The sequence below is a fragment of the Deltaproteobacteria bacterium genome (assembly GCA_016931625.1).
Lineage (GTDB): Bacteria > Myxococcota > XYA12-FULL-58-9 > XYA12-FULL-58-9 > JAFGEK01 > JAFGEK01.
The window spans coordinates 1-17,157 of record JAFGEK010000222.1 but is presented as its reverse complement, the minus strand read 5'-3'; the positions used below and the strand labels follow the sequence as shown (position 1 = coordinate 17,157).

Sequence of the window (17,157 nt, the reverse complement as noted above, 5' to 3'; positions counted from 1 at the left end):
TATTTGTAATTTATTATTTACAAAACATGTCGTTACAGCGATTGATGGGCAGCCACACTTACTAGAGCTGGCTATTGGTTTGAGCATACCGTTTATTACTCTCTAGTATTAATTTTAGCATATTTTTAAGCAATATTCACGAGATACCTTTAATAAGTAATGAATATAATTATAAATAAATATCTGCTCTTAGCGGCTTATCATATAGCACTTGCGCTGCTTTTAATGCTTGGGCGAGTTCTTTATTGTGAGATTCTGGCAAAGTAATAACAAGATCTACGTATAAATCTCCAAATTTATTGCCTCGCTTAATGCCTTTACCCCTTAAGCGCAAACGCTTACCAGACTGTGAATGTGGTGATATTCGTAATGACACTGAACCACCAGGAGTAGGTACATCTACCAATGCGCCATTGTAGGCTTCATCTAATGTAATTGGTAAATTTAAAAATAAATCTAAACCATCGCGACGAAAATAGGGATGCGGACGCACCTTGGTTTCAATAATTACGTCACCCGCTGGAGCGCCGCCAACACCAGGATGGCCACGGCCTGGTACACGCAAACGCGAACCATTATCCGCCCCTGGGGGAATTCTTACGGTTACCTCTCGATAATTAGCCCCATCCACACCAGCAATATTCAATGTAACTTCAGTGCCATTAATGGCAGCAGGCAAATCTATTTCAACTGTTGCCGTGATATCAGCGCCGCGACTTGCGCCTCGCCAGCGATTACCTCGACGACCTCCTCGCGTATGCTGCCCAAATAAATCACCTAAAAGGTCACTTAAATCGACATCACTAACATTACTAAATCCGTTTCCCCCAAATCCCGAAAAAGGCGAACCCGAGCCTGCGCTTTGCCAGTTTTTATATGCTCGCGCCTTTTCTGGATCGAAATTGCCATGCAAAGCCATATCACCAAATTCGTCGTAAAGTTTTCTCTTTTCAGGATTTGACAACACTTCATAAGCAGAAGAAATGCTTTTAAACCTTTCGGTATTATGAGGTTGGCCGTGATTGACATCAGGATGATATTTGCGAGCTAATTTGCGATAGGCGCGTTTTATTTCAGCAGTGGTAGCGCCTCGTGACACTCCAAGAGTGTCATAAAGGTCCTCTGTACGACCGTGTATATTTGTCTGTGATGCCATAGTCGCTCAAGCACTCATTAAAAAGCTAAACATATTAACAAGTAAATAGCTTGTTAATATCTCCACTGGATAAAAATAGGTCTATTTTTACACTCGTCAAGCCTAGCTATCTAGGGGGTAACCCCCTATAAACGAAATCAAGACAAAATTGTTAACAGATGAAAAGTAATAACTTTTTATTCAACAATTTTATTTAAAGGAAACTCAACAATACCTTCAGCCCCAGCTTCTTTCAGCTGGGGGATAATATCACGTACGATATCCTCATCAACAATAGTATTAATCGCATACCAACCTTCAGTTTGCAGTTTAGAAACTGTAGGGCTCTTAAGTGATGGCAATAAATTTTCAACTGTTGTTAATGAACTTTCATGTACATTTAGCATAAGGCCAACTTTACCGCGCGCTGCAAGTGCGGCTTGCAATAGCAGCGCGAGGCGTTTGATTTTTTTCTGCTTGCGTTCATCCTGCCACGCTTGTTTGTTAGCTATTAGCTGCGTGTTAGACTGCATTATTTCATGAATTATACGTAAATTATTAGCTTTTAGAGAACTGCCGGTTTCGGTAACTTCAACAATTGCATCTGCTAAATAGGGTGGTTTAACCTCAGTTGCTCCCCATGAAAACTCAACTTCAGCTTCTATTCCTTGTTCTTCAAGAAATTGTTGCGTCAATTCTATGGCTTCAGTAGCAATACGTTTGCCGGCTAAATCTGCAACCGTATTAATTGACGAATTATTAGGCACCGCAACAACCCATCGTACCGGCCTACACAATTGTTTTGAATATACTAGCTCGCATACACGCTCAACATCACGCTTTAGGATCCAATCAAGCCCCGTAATCGCTGCATCAAGTAAACCATGTTCAACATAGCGCGCCATTTCTTGAGAGCGAATAAGCATGCATTCTATTTCATCATCATCAATAGACGGGAAATAGCTGCGACTTGATACCGAAATATTATACCCGGCTTTTTCAAATAGCTTAACTGTGGCTTCTTGTAGACTTCCTTTTGGAATTCCTAACTTTATTACTGTCACCCTTAACTCCTATAACTCCTACCGGTATTACTTGGACTTTTTACCGTACATCTCTTCTGGTGTCTTAAGACGTTCGCCTACTATCTTTAGTGAACCATCTTCTTTTACAGTGCGGTAAAAACAGCTACGATATCCTTCATGGCAAGCTGGCCCTTGCTGATGAATACGTAAAACAACAGCATCAATATCACAATCAACACGCATCTCTATCAGCTCTTGCATGTTGCCGCTTTCTTCACCCTTTTTCCATAATTTGTTACGAGTACGTGAAAAATAATGCACTTTACCGGTACTAAGCGTTAAAGCAAACGCTTCTTCATTCATACCGGCAACCATAAGGATTTCATTGGTCTTAGCATCAACAGCTATCGCTGTAATTAACCCATTGTTTTTCGAAAAATCAGGACTAAATTGCGCTTTCACTTAATTGTCTCCAAAAAATGATGCTACTTTGAAATATGCCGTACCTGGCACCGTTATGATTGTCAACCGAAGTACTCAATTGTTTCCACTCTATAGTGCTGTTTGGGCAGGTGTCTGGCACTTTTTACTTTGCACTTTTTTACTTTAGCTATATCATCGCCTTTCATTCTCCGTCCCCAATTCTCTGTTATTTAAATGCCCAGTTCAAATTTGCCTTACTTATAAAGATAAACAGTCGGTCATCACATAATAATGAAGATTTAAAGAACAGGAGACAGAGAATTGGGAATTTTAAGTGAGTTTATTCGTAGTCGTGTCTATATTATATGGTTTTTAGTATAAATGGCTTTACCTTACCCCCCAATTTACTCTACGAGACATAATTAAGGGGGTGATTTAAAAAATATACGCTGCAAAAAATTAGCGCATGCGTAAAATTCGGAGGATGTAGCCTTTATGGCCGTTCTAACTCACCTTACTGACGAAGATATTTATCTTTTTAACGAAGGCACCCACATACGTATTTACGAAAAGCTTGGTGCACATATCAAAGAAGTCGATGGTCAAATCGGTACTGCCTTTGCAGTTTGGGCCCCCAACGCTGAAACTGTGTCAATTATTGGTGACTTTAATGGTTGGAACCGAACCAGTCATCAATTAATCCCTCGTGCTTCGTCTGGTATATGGGAACTTTTTATCCCCAAATTAGGCGATGGAACGATGTATAAATTTCATATTCGTTCACGACATGACAATTATCAAATTGATAAAAGTGACCCTATCGGATTTTGGCATGAAACTCCTCCTAAAACCGCTTCAATTGTCAAAGACCTTAACTTTTCTTGGAATGACGCCAATTGGCTTTTAAAAAGGCGTCACTGTATTGCTTTAGATTCGCCTGTTTCTGTTTATGAATGTCATATGGGCTCATGGATGCGAGTACCCGAAGAAGGTAATCGCCCTTTGGGTTGCCGTGAACTAGCTCCTCTCTTGGCAGAACATGTAAAAAAACTTGGTTTCACTCACATTGAATTTATGCCTATTTGTGAGCATCCTTTTTATGGCTCTTGGGGCTATCAAGTATCAGGTTACTTTGCGCCAACCTCTCGCTACGGTACTCCTCAAGATTTTATGTATCTAATCGATTATCTACACCAAAATGATATAGGTGTGATTCTTGATTGGGTTCCAGCGCATTTTCCTACTGACGAATATGCCTTAGGTTTTTTTGACGGTACACATTTATATGAGCACGCCGACCCCAGGCGCGGATTTCATCCCGATTGGAAGAGTTATATTTTTAATTATGGTCGGCATGAGGTTCAGAGTTTTTTATTATCATCTGCAGCATTTTGGCTCGATAAATATCATGTCGATGGCTTACGTGTTGATGGCGTCGCTTCAATGCTCTATCGTGATTATTCACGGCGTGAAGGTGAATGGGTGCCAAACGAATGGGGCGGGCGCGAAAATACTGAAGCTGTTCATTTTTTAAGACGGCTTAACGAAGTTATTTATCACTATTATCCCGATGTTCATACTATCGCTGAAGAATCAACTGCCTGGCCAGCAGTTTCTCGTCCTACCAGCGTTGGTGGTTTAGGTTTTGGTTATAAATGGGACATGGGCTGGATGCATGATACCCTTAAATATTTCGAGCGTGATCCCATCTATCGTCAATATCATCAAAACCAAATTACTTTTAGAATGTTATATGCCTTCACCGAAAACTACATGTTACCACTAAGTCACGATGAAGTGGTGCACGGCAAAGGTTCACTGTTAAACAAAATGCCCGGTGATCGCTGGCAAAAATTCGCAAATTTACGCCTACTTTATGGCTATATGTTTGCCCAGCCTGGCAAAAAACTTTTATTCATGGGATCAGAATTTGCATCCTGGAATGAATGGGATCATGAAAATTCATTAGACTGGCATCTTGAACATCCCGATGAGCACGGTGGTATGGGTCGTTATATTGCTGCCCTAAATAACCTCTATCGCAATACTCCGGCATTATACCAAAACGATGTTGAACCTCGTGGTTTTGAATGGGTTGATGCGGGTGACGCTGCTTCTAGTGTGGTCTTTTTTATGCGCTACGGTAATAACAACACTCCCCCTGTACTTATTGCCTGCAATTTTACCCCAGCAATGCGAGAGAATTATCGAGTTGGTGTACCAGTTGGAGGCGTCTGGAAAGAATTATTAAATAGTGACGCTAAAGAATTCTCAGGAAGTGGTGTGGGTAATCTTGGCCAGGTAACTGCAGATAAAATCCCCTGGCATGGTCGGCCGCACTCTGTACGGCTGACCTTGCCACCTTTAGGGATATTGTTTCTTACTTGTCGAGACGACCAACCAAAGACAGAGTAAATGAAGCGCCCATATATTTAATATGTGGTTGCACTTCGATCTTACATGTGTACCAACCTGGTTGACCAGCAACATCTTCAACATGAATTGCTGCTTTACGCAATGGTCTACGCGAACGAACGACTGGCGCCGGATTTTCCATATCGGATACTAAACCACTCATCCATTGATTAAGTTCGCGTTCGAGATCTTGGCGCTCTTTCCAGCTACCAATCTGCTCACGTTGCATAACTTTAATATAATGCGCTAAACGAGTGATGACGAACATATAAGGCAACTGAGTACCAAGGCGATAATTGGTCTCTGCTGCTTTACCTTCGTCGGTGTTACCGAAAAACTTAGGTTTCTGCGCCGAATTTGCTGAGAAGAAACAAGCATTGTCTGAGTCTTTGCGGAAGGTTAATGCAATAAAGCCCTCTTCTGAAAGTTCAAACTCACGTCGTTCAGTAAGCATAATTTCAGTTGGTACTTTTGTTTGAATTTCACCCATCGAATCAAAATGATGCAATGGCAAATTTGGTACCGTACCACCAGATTGTGGGCCGATAATGTTGGGGCACCAACGATACTGCGCAAATGAATCAGATATTCGCGAAACTAAAGCAGCAGAAGCATGGCCCCATAAATATCGATTATGATGACCAACTACGTTTTCGCTAAAATTAAACGCTTTCACTGGGTTGTCATCACCACCCCAGGGCAAACGTAATAAAAAGCGCGGCATACACATACCAACATAGCAAGCATCAGGACTTTCTCTAAATGCGTGCCACTTGGTAAATTGTGGCCCTTCAAGCATCGCTTTAATATCTTTAAGCCTGGGCAATGGCTCAAAGGTTTCATTGCCAAAAAATGACGGTGCGGCATTAGTAATCAATGGCGCATGCGCTACTGCCGCAACTGCTGCCATCTGGGTTAACAGACGCATCTCAGGAGCACTGGGGCCAAAATCATAATTGGCGCACAGCACACCGTATGGTTGACCACCAAATTGGCCATATTCATTTGAATAGGCCAACCTATAGAGACCACTGCGCGTAAGATCAGGCGCGTCATCAAGATCTGAAGCCAAATCTTCTTTTGAAACATTCATTAAGTCGAGTTTAATATTCTCGCGAAAATCAATGCGCTCGACCATGAATTTTAAAGTACGCCAAGATGACTCAAGTTTTTGAAAATCTTCATGGTGCAAGATTTCGTTGAGTTGAACACTAATACGGCCATCAAGCTCAGCAATCATCGCATCAATGGTAGCGCGATCAACTTTAGTGTCAGCACGGGTTGGTTTAAGCATTTCGGTAATAAAAGCTTGCACACCCTGCTTAGCGATACCGTAAGCTTCATCTTGCGGTTTGAATTTGGTCTCTTTTAAAATCTCATCTAATAACGAAACTTCGGCACCCGCAGTTTCTTCGGCACTTTGGGCAACTGCGGCTTCTTGATCAGTCATGATAATCTCCTAATCGTTAGGATTTTCTTTAAGTTCCCTCAATACTTAACTAAGCGTCAGATTTAGGTTGACGCGCCAGCATCACCATCGGTTATACCCAACTCATTCTTTAAACTTTCACGCGATTTTTCATCACCTAAAATCGCTTGAATACGTTTCTTAAAGGTTGGGAAATTGCCCAATGGTCCCTTTAATGCAGTTAGTGCTTTGCGCAGCTCTAAAAGTTTTCGTAATTGTGGAACTTGATTAACAATACCCTCAGGTTCAAAATCTTTAAGGCTAGAAAATTTAAGACTTACCGGCACTTCAGCGCCTTCTTCACCGCTTAATTTGTCGGCAACATTAATAGTAATTTCAAGATTTTGGCCCTTCATAACGTCAGCAAAATTGTCTTTATCAAGACTTATGGGCTTGCGATCTTCAACGGGAGTTTCATCAGGTTTACCGGTAAAATCACCTATCATCATAATTTTTAAAGGCAATTCTACTTGAGCCTGAGCATCACCCGTGGCTGGTTTATATACAATATTTACACGTTCTTTTGGCGCAACTGTCGGCATTATACACTCCTTAAGTTTTTTGTATAATCTTTATGAACTCATGTGCATACACTTAGGGGGTATCCCTAAATGTCTCCCGTCGATCTTCACAAAATCCGCTACTTGCAGCCCACGTGCTCATAAAATCCTGCCTGCGACTTGCAGTAAGCAAGCCTTTTGCATGATTTTTTGGCGCGCGCGGCTTTCGTCACGCGGCTTTTATGAACTTTTAAGTCCAACATTTAAATACCCCCTAGAATCGTTTCTCGGTTTGCAAAACTGCTTTTTTGAAAAATTCTTTAAATCCCTCCATTTAAGTTTAGGCTCCAAGCTCGACAGCCAAGGAAGGCCTTAATTGTGCTAAACGCATATATAGTGTTTTTTCGTCTTTTGATACCTCTTCTGATTTTTTTTGGGAACGCAAGCACGTTAAACGCCCAGCAATTGCGTTAACCATCAATTCAGGTTCCCAACTTTCAATACGCATAATCGATAGCTCTGCATCTAATGCTTCATAGATGGCTGCAGCTACATTTACCGCCCCTGCTTTGCGACACAACTCTGCTTGTAATAAACGCAATTGTGCTTTTGAACGCCCATCTTGAGCACCAGCAACAAATGGCTCAAATATTGCTAAAGCTTGTGCTGTTTGGCTAGAAGATAACAATTTTTTCATATTTGCCATAGCTTCTTCAGGTAAAGTTGCACAAGAAGATCCTCCGCCAATCTGCCCCCCTGAAGCACTTGCGTTTATTTCGTCTTTTATCCACATCTTAGTACGCTCATCAGCTAATAACGAACCATCTGCTGTTGGCAATTTGGGCAGCGAAGGTAAACGCTCTAATAGATTTCTCAATTCAGCAATACAAACCCGATGAGCACCATTATAGGCTTCACCCAAAGCTGCCATGGCTGTGGCTGAATAACGTAACAAATCAAGATTCAGGCGATTACGCAGTAACATGGCCTCAACATCTATTAGCAAAGCTTGATAATTTCCGACTTCTAAAAGACGATCGAATTTTGTTCGAATATCAGCATTTAATGCCGGAATCATAGTACGACCATTGCTACCAAGCGCTGGGGCATCAAAAACACCTAACCACATGCCAATACGCAATACACGATATGCAGTGGCATCACTGGGATTTATTTTTCGCAATGCGTCACCAGTATCAATTAATGACTGCCCAAAGGTTTGTAGAAATTTCGCCAATTCCGCACGATTACTTAGTGAATCAGCGCCTGGGGCACTTGGGGCAGCTTGGGGAATATTTACACTACTTGGAGCATTTTGAGCTGGTAGAGCTGGTGCTGTAGAAGTGGGTGTGGTTACTGATGTTGAAGCTGCTGACGTTGACGTACTTGTGGCTGATAATTGTTCACTATTAGCAGCTAGTGGCGGTGGTGGTTCTTTTTTAGGTGGAGGCGGTAGCGTCAAAATTAACTTTTCAATAGTATCTTGCAATGGTCGTGTCGCTGGTGCTTGATCAGCGAACTGCTCACTAACCATCGTGCGAAAATTTTCGACGGCGAGTTTTAACTCATTTAGACCATCACGATCTGTTTCTTTGGGATTATCTATTTGGGCAAAAATTATATTGGTTTTATCAAGATACCAATCAATTGCACCAACGCGGGCACGCATACGTTTAAGCGGCGGAAATAAATCCGGCCAAAAACGCCTGCCCATTTCTGTCATTAATGCAGTACCATCAGCCAAACCACAAAAGCCTTTTTCGTAATATAAAGCTATGGCTAAATGGCTAGCAATCAACATGTCTTTCGAACGATTAGTCAATATTTCTATGCCCGAATTAACAACTGCCGACCAGCTTACTACCTCACCACGTGGCGATTCTAATTTCATAACTTCAGCGCGAAGCGCTTCATAACTTTCATCAAACTTAGCGGATTCTCCTGTAGGTTGACTGTCAGATATTGGTTTTAACCAATCAGCTACCGATTCGACGATCTGTTCAAATGTACGTGCCATCGTTTTATGCTCTTTTTTACCAGGGGTTATCCCACCTGTTTAGCCACTTAAAACTAGCTACTTAAAGCTAGCCACCAAAAGCTGACACCACTGATTCAATAGTTGAAACAGGATCTGCTATTACTGCAAGCTGCTCTGCGCTAAGCGTTTCTTTTGCTCGCTCAATAGCAGCAGCATCATTCGAACTTACCTGCCATAATCGCGGACTATCACCTAATAAACCGCAAAGAAAAGCTAAGGCTGAAGGTGGCGGTGCACCCAAACTAACCAGTAGCTTACCTGGAATTGGCGGCACTTCAACCTTAACACTACCAATACTTGGAGATATCCGTGGAAGAGTCCAGATAATGTTAGGACAGTGCATTTGCTCACCTAACAATCGCCGAATAACACCAAGCCAAAGCACCTCATCATTGTTTCTAATTAACGGTATATCTAATGTAATGCCAATTTTACTTTCATCAGAAACATCAGATGATTGTTCACAAGCTGCTGCGATTGTAGCTAACGCTAATACCTCCCAATCTTTAACGCTACCCCTAATAGGTGAATCTTTAAAAAGAGCGATAGAAGTATCTTGCAAAATAGCATCACCTTGATCTTGGGCAGCTTTAAACTCTTCAACACTTGGAAAAGGCAAAGCCAAAACTTGTTCTTTTAGATCAACAATAGATAATTGCTCAGCTTCGTCAGCCAATAACAACGCGCTTTCAAAAAACGGAGAAAAAGCTAGTGGTAAAATATCAAAATTTCCTGCTGCACTTTCGCTTTCAATAGCGGTAAACACTGATAACGGAAAAATACGCCCAACTGCATCATTACTAGATTGTAGAATACCAATTAACGCTGTAGCAGAATTTGGTGCACGATAAAGAAAGTAACTCTTTAGAATTTCTTGTTCACAGCTTGCTCGACGACAAACATCAACGGCATTTTCAATATATTTTGCAAATTCAAATGCTGCCCCGGAGACATTGATACGAACAAAATCACCATGGCTCGGTAGTTTACCAAAAAGCCCATTAGTTAATTCATCTATCACCGAGGTTGCCGATATCATCATTAGCCCTTATTCACTATCGCTGCACGCAACACCACCTCTGGCAATTGCACTGGGGGGATCTAATTCTCCGAGTTTGAACATCACCACGTTCTTGCGATTATGTTGGCGAATTTTATAAAAATCTGTCTGATTACGAGAGGGACGAAACTCTATAACAACAGGAGCACGTGTGCGTGGAGGTGTCCAACTTACTGCAAATGATGAACCGCGTCCCTGTCCAACAATACTGCCTGATTGAATTAAACGAAATAGACCCCAATCCCCTTTAAAATAAAGAGTGCTCTCAACCCCACCACGCGCGCGAACGCGTATACGAGCACCTTTAGTGATATCACCAACCGGCCATGAAATGTGATGCCATACTTCTGGACCACCATGATAATCAAAAGACTCACCGCCAACTTCTAATGACATTAAACCATAAGCTGGTGAGGGGGTAATCATTACATCAAGCTCAATACGCAATTCCCCGTTGCTATTAAATAAAGCATTACTGGCATTTAAAGCTCGCTGCATATAGCGTGCTAAGCTTTCATTGTAGGCTTTGCGCACCATACCACCCAAACGATTATCAAAAGAAAAATTACTACCTGAACGTAACAAATCGCCGGCAAGCTCGCGTTTGTAAAACCCCCATAACACACCACTGCCTGGCTTAAAGAAACTATCAACATCACTAAGCATCGAATCAGCCGTGCGAGCTGCCAATGGAAAGCGCTGAGCTAAATTACGATTATAGAATGACACCACTTCACTGCACCATTTGCGCGCAACATCGGCCTTAATACCAATTAAGCTTTGCGTAACGTTGTTAATCACCGGCCAAGTTAACGCTTCAATGCGTGGCCGCCATCCCGAACTACTATCTAATTGGCCGAGTATTCCCTGTACGGTTACGCGAGTTGCAGATAGTTGTTTTAAAAGTGGGGTGATATCTTGAGGATTATCTAAATGTCCTTGTAGTGCATCTCGCAAAAAAGCGATTTCTTCTTGAAAAGTATCTAATGGTAATTTTTGATCGGCTGGTGGAATAATTGCTGGTGCACCTGTATCAGATGGTGGTGGTGGAGCTGATGCACTCGGCGCAATGCCAAAACGAACAAAACCTTCAAAAGCTTCTGCTACATCTTCAGCAGTATATAAATCATCTGGACCGTATTTCTTTTTATTAAGCGCACCCTTACCCGCAGCGGCTAAATCATCAGCTACAGCTGCATTTTTCTTTAGCTTCTTTTTAAACTTTTTTAAAAATCCGCCGCCAACTTTAGCGCCTGCTTTACCAAGTGCGCCCGTGTCTTTTTCAGGCAGGTGTGTGTTATAATCAACAACCTGCATCAAACGCTGTAGTGGTGGTGGTTGTCCACGAGTTAATTGGGTTAACATACGTAATGAGTCACCAAGATCTGCGGGCTGACCAATACGCAGTGACTCTAAAAATACCCGCCACTCTTCAATATATTGTTTAAAATATGCTGAACGTAGACGCGCTAAAAATAATTCAGCATCAAAACTAGCATCTTGAACAATACCAAGTACCCAATGATCGCTTTTAGTCATTTGCTGGGTAATACGTTCACGAACAACATTGTCCCAACCCCAACGAGTAAATATTGAACGAACTTTCATGCTACGATCACTTACGATTGGAGTTTCTTGCCCCCCCATCACACGACGAATGTTAATTTCATGATCGGCACTTGAACTATCGGCCAACATTTGTTTGATTACTGCTTCTTCATACGGTACGCGACTTAATAAAGTACGAGTATCAGCTACTGCGCCCCCGTCTCTTACAATAGCCAGCGAAGGATCCGCTTGCAGTAATTCTAAATAGAAACTGACATTAGCCTCCATCGCAGCTCGGGTAGGCTGGTCGGCTTGCACACCTAACGCGGCAGCCCAGCGACTACTGACTTTATCAACTAGCCATTCTTTTGTTTCACCTTCAATTGCTGGTTCATTCTCAGCACGCGGAATAGTAAGCAATAAATGCATCTTCAGTTTATCAAAATAGCGACCATATTCTTCTTCAGAAAGTCGAGTGTTAAAATCATACACCTGCCGCAATGACCGCATTTCGTTAGCATCATGAAGCACTAGTGGCGCAAATAACTCGCGCTGCAGGGTTTGAATATAAAACCTGCGTAACGCCGGAAAAATAGTGTTACCTTGGTACATACCATAGCGCATCGCTATGGGTGGCGCCTCTTGCTCCCATAGTTTTAAATCTTCAAGACGGCGACGTAATGATTCTAGTTCTGCGGGGGGTATAATAGTACCCTTATTACGCTGACGCCCTTCATTTACCGATCGCACAATATCTTCAGTAGAATTTAATATTGTGGAATTATGTCGATAAGCTCCCAGCGGCAAAAAGGTAAGCAATAGTGCGCTAGCTAAAGCCGTACCCGCCATAGTGCCGCGAGCAAGCATCATATCGCGCTTGCCACGTGAACTACGTACAGCAACGTCTTTGTCGGGAAACATAACCCGTGCAAATACATCCCGTAAAAAATAGCTCTTTGAGGCTACCTGCATTTCGGCTGAAGATTCAGAAGCGCTAACCCCGAAGGCGTCAGCAACCGATGCCGCTAAGAGATCAACTGGACGTCCTTCTTGCGTACCGCTAGTAAAATATACCCCACGTAAAATTGGTGCTTCACTATAAACATCGCCAGCAAATAACCCGGAAATCAGTTGATTTAATGACGGCCCAAGTGCCTCGAACTGCTGTGGAAATTGATACATTAGCGCACGTGTATCAATACGCCGCTCACTATTTAAAGCAGCGTAAGTACGCTGTTGCAGCACACTAACTAATTCGTTAAAAGAATCGTCAAAAATTTGACCAGGATCAGGCCTATCGCCTTCAAGCGGAAATGTTGCTCCCCATATTTGACCGCGCTCCTCTTTGCGGATACCACCAAAAACTTCCATAAAACCTGGCACTAAATCACACTTAGTAAGCATCAGGTAAATTGGTACAATCATTTGTAAACGCTCAACAACTTCGTCGATACGTTCACGCAGACAACGCACTAATTCTTCAATTTCTTCTTCGCTGCGTCCTGCTAAATCGGTGATGCTTACCGCTAAAATAAGACCATTGAGTGGTTTGCGTCGCCTATGTTTGCGCAAGGTATCAATAAATGAAAGCCACTCGTCCCGATCTTCAGCTTCAACAGCATAACGACCTGCAGTGTCTAAAATTACCGCTTCATTAGCTAACCACCAATCACAATTACGCGTACCCCCGATACCGCGTACATTGCCACGCTTTGATGAAAAAGTAAGACCAGAGTTTCTTAGCGCCGTGCTTTTGCCAGCACCAGGCGGACCGATAATCATATACCACGGTAGTGAATATAAGGCGGCCATTCCACCACCGCCCAATTTAGACTTTTTAAGCGTTTGCAATTCTTTAAGAAATTGACGCCGCATTTCAAGTATTTCAGCTTGGCGATCAGGACGTACGTTACTTGAAAATGCTTTGGCTTGTTGTTCGAGGTCTTTCTCAATATTTTGAGCGGCCTTTTTAGCTGCACGACGTTGCCAAAAAAACAAGGCAACCAATACTGCCACAATTGCTAAAGTGCCAATGATTGCCCATGGGTAAGGCAGGCCAAAAATAAGAACAACGCCCCATAATAGAACTAAAACATTAAGGGCAATAACATAGCGCCACATTATCTTTAGCCTTCCCCGGTTACTTTACTAATGTTGTAAAAAACTCCACGAGAGATTCAGCTCGATGTGCAATAGTTGCAGCAAGAATTACATATAGCAGCGCTGCTGTAGCTACAGCACCTAATGGTATCCACATTAATCTTGCAGTCTTTGGGCGCTCAATAATCGCTTCTTTTGGGCGCTCACCTTGCGGTGACAATGTTTCTGGTTCACCTAAACCATCACGTCCAAGGGTGTCACGTACTGCAGCAGCAATATCGCTAAGCTCAGCTTCATTACCGTGCATAGCGTAACGACCAACAAAGCCGAGCATTAAGCAAAGGTAATATACCTTAAGAATATCATAGCGACGTGCACCACGTAATTGATCTAAATGTTCGAAAAAGCCTTCACCTGCTGCATTTTCATCAAAAAAATGCATTTGTAAAAGATTGGCCATCCAGAATTGCGATAAAGCAGCAGGACCATTAAGCGCTACCTCGTCAGCAAGAGCAACAATGGCATAAGCCATCTCTTGCGCGTCTTCGTGAGGTATACGCAGCAAAGGTGCATCTTGAATCATTTTACTGACAAGTTTGCGGAAATAGCGTTGTATTCTATCTGGATCTTGTGCTGAAGCTTCATCCAAATGTCGCAAAGCAATTATGGCATTAAAGCAGCCTCGTGTTAGTTCATTAACATTATCAAAACCAAAATCGACTTCTAGTTCAGGTTCATACTCACGTTTATATTTAGATGGGCCCCGCCTAGGCGCTGCTGCTGCTGATAAGCGACCAGGCGCTGGACGCCTTGATGATGCAGGCGTACGATTTGCGTTAGTTGAATTTCCTGATGCTGAAGTAGGCGAAGAACGATCACCTGCAGCACGATTTGCACCACCAGTAGATGATCGTGAGGGAGGCTGTGAACGCGGTGGCATATTTAATTACTCCTCACTGGGAATACCCAACAATTCATAGCGGACCTTGCCGGGATTGTAGGGAGGTGGCATGAAAATAGCGAGATTACGTTCGTTTAAAACTGCTTTCCAGGCCATATCTTTAGTATTTAGCGAAAAATAAGTCACACCATCACGTACTGGTACCTCAGGCGGCACACGGTGTGCCACCTGAATGGGCACACCATTTGAAGCTGACTGTACAATGCTTTTAATCATGGTCTTACTGCCAATTTTGGCGAGCTTAGGCAAATCCATGGCTAGTTTTTCTGGTGCAGTATCTTTCTGCTCGCTTTTAGCGGTAAGAATATAATTGTCACAATCTAGCAAGCGCGGATCTTCAAGTTCGGTAAGCATAACCCCATTGGGAAAAAGTTTGAGATTGAGTAAAATGTAGCGCTTGATCACGGTAGCACTAAGTATTTGGATGAGTCGCTCAAAAAGCTTTTGATAGGTAGTATCAAGATCGGTAAATAAAAATTTCGGTAACGTAGTTGGATCAGTATCAACACCAAACGTTGATAATTGACCTGCTATCTGACTCAATAAAATATAAGCCTGCCATGGCGAAATTTGCGGCGCATCAATAAAATGCTGCAATACTGGGAGCATTGAGTTAAGCGCGCTCAATTGCAAAAAAGCCGTAATATCATTTGCTTGAAATTCAAGGGTTGAGCTACTGCGCTCACGACAAGTCTCCGCAAGCGCTCGCTGTCTGGTAATGGCTAGTCCCAATATTTTTTGCAAACCGTTAAGCAGTATAGACGATGTACCTAATTGCAAACATGGTGGTATATATGTAGTTGAAATTATTAATTGATTAGCTTCATCACGGGTTATTTCAGCTATTTGAATGCTATCGAAATCTTGATTAGCTTCATCATTAAAAAGAATTAAAATATTGGGACGACCATAAGAAACTAGCACACGTGACTCGCGTCCGCTTGATAAGTCTGCGACATCACGACTAGAAAGTGCATAACGTAGACGTTGATGTTCGTCATCAACATTGCCCACATTAGCAATACCTTCGCGCTCACGCGCAATACCAAGAAAAACTCGCAATTTCTTGTGATGCGCTAAAAAAGCTTGCCCAATTTCACGAGCTGCAGGGGTAGCTTGCTGCCCTTTATGAAAAGAAATCGGGGTTCCATCAGGAAACACCCCAGCAAAAGAAGTTACTGAAAGTTGATCGGCAACTAAAGCGTTGCTGTCTATTTCGACTCGCAGTACACCCCAGTTATAGGGCGCCACTGAATACAAACGCGCTGCTAGCCACCGCTCATTAAATAAAGCTTGTTGTTGCAAATGCTGTGGGGATACCAGCATCCCCTCTGTCCAAATTACACGCTCGAGTGTAGTATCAAATACACTATCCACGCTTTAGCTCACCTTACTAACGGTATAGGTTTTTCACTACCTTTAACTCTCGTACCGTCAACTTGAAAGTAATAAGGCCCACCCGGTTCGTCTTCTAGACAACGATCTTTAGTACCGAAAGGAGGCAGTTTAGTATACGTTCGCCAATAATTTCCTTGCGGAGTACGAAATAAAGCCCCAGCCGCTAAATACACTGCATCATCTTTAATTGGAATTACTTGCGTTTGACGATCGGCTGGATAAATCGTGGTTTCATGTACATCACTTAAATCTTTGCCTAAAACCTCAGCCTCACGCTGCCAAATGTCTTGAAATGATGCATTTTTTAGGCTGGCAATATCTTTAAGCTGAAAAAAACGCACCACGGTTGGCAAAGATTCACCAGTGCGGTCAGGATTAACGCTTTTTGTCGCCTGTAACACGATTAATACGCGGCATTGCCCTGGCCCTGCTGCACTTGAACAAGCAAAGAGACAAAGGGCCAAAACACATAGGCTTATTTTTTTTAGCATGTCTAAATACATATGGTTACCCCCGTACTTGATACACTACTTCTGTAATGTTTGGTTCTACGAGCGCTAAATAATAGTGTCAAGCTCGTATTTTAAAACATAACACCTGACGATATACGACCGCCAACAATTAGAAAATGCCATATACCAAACCAAGGGATGCTTCGATCATTGGTCCACTCACATCATAAATCCCAAAAGCTGCACCGTAGTGGCCATAGAGGCAGGCAAAAAATATATGATTTTTTGCAGGCGACTTGGACAATGTTAATATTGTGGTGTAAGTTAGAATTGATGGAGTTAACGATTGAATTAGAATGCGAAGCCGATGGTCGCTGGCTATGTGAGGTCATAGAGCTGCCGGGAGTGATGGCTTATGGTAGCAGTAAAGCAGAAGCGCTAAAAGCAGCCGAAGTGCTAGCGCTGCGTGTATTAGCAGACCAACTTGAGCACGGTGAAGCTACTGCTGAGCACTTCTTTGTAAAATTCAAAGCAGCATGAACCAGTGGGGCTGACTCTTAGTCTCATTTTTCACTTTTATCGGAATTGGATTCCTACTTTCGTAGGAATGACGAGGAGTTACGTAAAACTCTCT

The 17,157-nt window shown here is 42.5% G+C and carries 13 protein-coding genes; 2 read left to right on the top strand and 11 right to left on the bottom strand.

Annotation, left to right across the window (positions count from 1 at the left end; all coding sequences use genetic code 11):
* Nucleotides 1–169 precede the first annotated feature (169 nt).
* The 3 genes from JW841_18550 to hisI form a co-directional block, all read right to left on the bottom strand.
* On the bottom strand, nucleotides 170–1,156 hold the full coding sequence (locus tag JW841_18550) for a DnaJ domain-containing protein (protein ID MBN1962938.1): 987 nt from the start codon (nucleotides 1,154–1,156) through the stop codon (nucleotides 170–172).
* A 176-nt stretch (nucleotides 1,157–1,332) separates the two neighbouring features.
* On the bottom strand, nucleotides 1,333–2,199 hold the full coding sequence (locus JW841_18545) for an ATP phosphoribosyltransferase (GenBank protein ID MBN1962937.1): 867 nt from the start codon (nucleotides 2,197–2,199) through the stop codon (nucleotides 1,333–1,335).
* A 27-nt stretch (nucleotides 2,200–2,226) separates the two neighbouring features.
* Nucleotides 2,227–2,622: a phosphoribosyl-AMP cyclohydrolase gene (gene hisI, locus JW841_18540; GenBank protein MBN1962936.1), complete on the bottom strand. Its 396-nt coding sequence runs from the start codon at nucleotides 2,620–2,622 to the stop codon at nucleotides 2,227–2,229.
* A 456-nt stretch (nucleotides 2,623–3,078) separates the two neighbouring features.
* Between hisI and glgB the strand changes: the two genes are divergently transcribed.
* A complete protein-coding gene (gene glgB, locus JW841_18535) occupies nucleotides 3,079–4,998 on the top strand; it encodes a 1,4-alpha-glucan branching protein GlgB (GenBank protein ID MBN1962935.1) in 1,920 nt (639 codons plus the stop codon).
* Here glgB and tssC read toward each other — a convergent pair.
* From tssC to tssJ, 8 genes are all read right to left on the bottom strand, one after another.
* Nucleotides 4,964–6,448: a type VI secretion system contractile sheath large subunit gene (tssC, locus tag JW841_18530; GenBank protein ID MBN1962934.1), complete on the bottom strand. Its 1,485-nt coding sequence runs from the start codon at nucleotides 6,446–6,448 to the stop codon at nucleotides 4,964–4,966. The genes glgB and tssC overlap by 35 nt on opposite strands.
* Before the next feature lie 62 nt (nucleotides 6,449–6,510).
* Entirely contained in the window at nucleotides 6,511–7,008 is a 498-nt protein-coding gene (gene tssB, locus JW841_18525) for a type VI secretion system contractile sheath small subunit (protein ID MBN1962933.1), read from the bottom strand.
* A 298-nt stretch (nucleotides 7,009–7,306) separates the two neighbouring features.
* Nucleotides 7,307–8,983 carry a type VI secretion system protein TssA gene (tssA, locus tag JW841_18520; GenBank protein MBN1962932.1) on the bottom strand — a complete coding sequence of 559 codons (1,677 nt, stop codon included), beginning with the start codon at nucleotides 8,981–8,983 and terminating at the stop codon, nucleotides 7,307–7,309.
* A 67-nt stretch (nucleotides 8,984–9,050) separates the two neighbouring features.
* Complete coding sequence (gene tagF / locus JW841_18515; GenBank protein MBN1962931.1) at nucleotides 9,051–10,046, bottom strand: type VI secretion system-associated protein TagF; 996 nt, start codon at nucleotides 10,044–10,046, stop codon at nucleotides 9,051–9,053.
* Between the two features lie 6 nt (nucleotides 10,047–10,052).
* The gene (gene tssM / locus JW841_18510) at nucleotides 10,053–13,733 is read right to left on the bottom strand and encodes a type VI secretion system membrane subunit TssM (protein MBN1962930.1); all 3,681 of its coding nucleotides are present in this window, start codon (nucleotides 13,731–13,733) and stop codon (nucleotides 10,053–10,055) included.
* Between the two features lie 19 nt (nucleotides 13,734–13,752).
* Nucleotides 13,753–14,652 carry a DotU/TssL family secretion system protein gene (locus JW841_18505; protein ID MBN1962929.1) on the bottom strand — a complete coding sequence of 300 codons (900 nt, stop codon included), beginning with the start codon at nucleotides 14,650–14,652 and terminating at the stop codon, nucleotides 13,753–13,755.
* 6 nt (nucleotides 14,653–14,658) lie between these two features.
* Nucleotides 14,659–16,050: a type VI secretion system baseplate subunit TssK gene (gene tssK / locus JW841_18500; protein MBN1962928.1), complete on the bottom strand. Its 1,392-nt coding sequence runs from the start codon at nucleotides 16,048–16,050 to the stop codon at nucleotides 14,659–14,661.
* A gap of 8 nt (nucleotides 16,051–16,058) precedes the next feature.
* Complete coding sequence (gene tssJ, locus JW841_18495) at nucleotides 16,059–16,574, bottom strand: type VI secretion system lipoprotein TssJ (GenBank protein ID MBN1962927.1); 516 nt, start codon at nucleotides 16,572–16,574, stop codon at nucleotides 16,059–16,061.
* Nucleotides 16,575–16,856: 282 nt separating this feature from the next.
* Here tssJ and JW841_18490 point away from each other — a divergent pair, with 282 nt between their 5' ends.
* Nucleotides 16,857–17,063, top strand: coding sequence for a type II toxin-antitoxin system HicB family antitoxin (locus JW841_18490; protein MBN1962926.1), 207 nt, complete (start codon nucleotides 16,857–16,859; stop codon nucleotides 17,061–17,063).
* Nucleotides 17,064–17,157 lie beyond the last annotated feature (94 nt).

Bases quoted from the DNA above. Each gene is read 5' to 3' on its own strand.
- JW841_18550 (MBN1962938.1), bottom strand. From the start codon at position 1,156: ATGGCATCACAGACAAATATACACGGTCGTACAGAGGACCTTTATGAC.
- glgB (MBN1962935.1), top strand. From the start codon at position 3,079: ATGGCCGTTCTAACTCACCTTACTGACGAAGATATTTATCTTTTTAAC.
- tssC (MBN1962934.1), bottom strand. From the start codon at position 6,448: ATGACTGATCAAGAAGCCGCAGTTGCCCAAAGTGCCGAAGAAACTGCG.
- tssB (MBN1962933.1), bottom strand. From the start codon at position 7,008: ATGCCGACAGTTGCGCCAAAAGAACGTGTAAATATTGTATATAAACCA.
- tssA (MBN1962932.1), bottom strand. From the start codon at position 8,983: ATGGCACGTACATTTGAACAGATCGTCGAATCGGTAGCTGATTGGTTA.
- tagF (MBN1962931.1), bottom strand. From the start codon at position 10,046: ATGATGATATCGGCAACCTCGGTGATAGATGAATTAACTAATGGGCTT.
- tssM (MBN1962930.1), bottom strand. From the start codon at position 13,733: ATGTGGCGCTATGTTATTGCCCTTAATGTTTTAGTTCTATTATGGGGC.
- JW841_18505 (MBN1962929.1), bottom strand. From the start codon at position 14,652: ATGCCACCGCGTTCACAGCCTCCCTCACGATCATCTACTGGTGGTGCA.
- tssJ (MBN1962927.1), bottom strand. From the start codon at position 16,574: ATGTATTTAGACATGCTAAAAAAAATAAGCCTATGTGTTTTGGCCCTT.
- JW841_18490 (MBN1962926.1), top strand. From the start codon at position 16,857: ATGGAGTTAACGATTGAATTAGAATGCGAAGCCGATGGTCGCTGGCTA.